Here is a 1,804-nt window from a genome sequence, read left to right on the forward strand (position 1 = left end):
GGACCGATGCAGACGACAAGACGGTCGCGCGCGTGCCAGATGCGTTCGATCGACTGGTCAGCGCGGTACTCGCGCATCTGCGCGTCGACACGATCCGCCGTGCGCCGCAACGCCAATTCGCGCAACGCAATCAGATTGCCTTTGCGGAAAAAGGTGCGCACTGCGTGGTCGGCCTGCCCCGGGAGGGTGACCTTGCCATCGCGTAGCCGCTCAAGCAGTTCCTCGGGCGGGATATCGACGAGCGTTACTTCGTCGGCATCATCGAAAATGCGATCCGGCACGGTCTCGACGATCCGCACCTGCGTAATCTGGCCCACGATGTCATTCAGGCTCTCCAGATGCTGGACGTTCATCGACGTAAAAACGTCGATACCCGCGTCCAGCAATTCGTGCACGTCCTGCCAACGCTTCAGGTGACGCGAGCCTGGGACGTTCGAGTGCGCGAGTTCATCGACGAGAATCAGTTGCGGCCGGCGTGCCAACGCCGCGTCGAGATCGAATTCATTGAGTACGCCGCCCGGGTCCGCAATTTTCGCCGGAGCCAACGAGTCGAGCCCATCGAGCAGCGCGGCCGTTTCGCTGCGGCCATGCGTTTCTGCAATCCCGACAACTACGTCGTCGCCACTGTCCTTTCGCCTGCGCGCGGCCAAAAGCATGGCGTGGGTCTTACCCACTCCCGCCGACGCGCCGAAAAATATCTTTAACCGTCCGCGCTGGCGCTTCTGCTCGTCTCTGTGCACCTGTTCCAGCAATTCATGGGTATTCGGGCGGTTCATGCGGGCTTCAACTTCGCGCGTCGAGACGCGTCCTGGGCAAGATTGGTTCAGTTCACTTGGTTTAGCCGCCGCGCGCCCGGGTGCGACGGCACGTGCCAACCTTTAATTCGGCCGACACGCCCTGAACAATAAACGCGCCGCCATAAAGATCATGTCAAGGATGCGCGTGACGGCATAAACAACTCATCGATGCGTCAACCCATCAGTACGCTAAACGCCGCGCGCTCGCGTCAGCAAACAAACACCCGCTTCGCTCGACACCCGATCGACAGAAACCGCACCGATTTCACCCAACCGCCTTAAGGCAGGAAGATCGTCGATCCGGTCGTACGTCGTGCTTCAAGATCCTCGTGCGCCTTCGCCGCCTCTCTCAATTCATAACGCTGCCGTATGTTCGTCTTCACCTTCCCCGTGCTCACGACGTCGAAAAGTTCAGCCGCCATCTGTTCCAGATCGCTGCGTTTGGCCATGTAGCTGAACAACGTAGGACGCGTGAAGTACAGCGAGCCACGTCCGGCAAACTCCGATGAATCGATCGGCGGCAATGGCCCCGACGTATTTCCGAAGCTGACGAACAGACCCAACGGCGCAAGGCAATCGAGCGACGCAGTATAGGTGTCCTTGCCGATCGAATCGTAGACCACCGGCACGCCCGCGCCGTTCGTGATCTCGCGCACGCGCTTCGTGAAGTCCTCGCGCGTATAGACGATCGGATGATCGCAACCATGCGCGCGGACAAGCTCGGCCTTCTCGTCCGACCCGACCGTGCCGATGACCGTCGCGCCCAGCGACTTGGCCCACTGGCACGCCAACATTCCCACACCGCCCGCCGCCGCGTGGATCAGCACCGTATCGCCCGCTTTCACACGATACGTTCGCCGCAGCAGATATTGCGCGGTCAAACCCTGCAACATCATCGAGGCCGCATCGTCAAAACCAATGGCGTCAGGCAGTCGCACAACGTAGGCCGCCGACATCACGCGCTCCTCGGCATACGCGCCGGGAGGCCGCGACGCATAGGCCACACG

At 61.1% G+C, this 1,804-nt stretch carries 1 protein-coding gene and 1 pseudogene; both read right to left on the reverse strand.

Features of this window, described 5'->3' with window-relative positions:
* Window positions 1–776 (reverse strand): annotated as a pseudogene (locus WCA53_RS04380) (two-component system sensor histidine kinase KdbD); the annotation flags it as partial.
* Window positions 777–1,075: 299 nt separating this feature from the next.
* Window positions 1,076–1,804, reverse strand: a 729-nt coding sequence (locus WCA53_RS04385; protein ID WP_423905929.1) for a quinone oxidoreductase family protein, incomplete at its 5' end; no start/stop codon positions are given.

The organism is Caballeronia sp. (genome assembly GCF_049581465.1).
Taxonomy (GTDB): domain Bacteria; phylum Pseudomonadota; class Gammaproteobacteria; order Burkholderiales; family Burkholderiaceae; genus Caballeronia.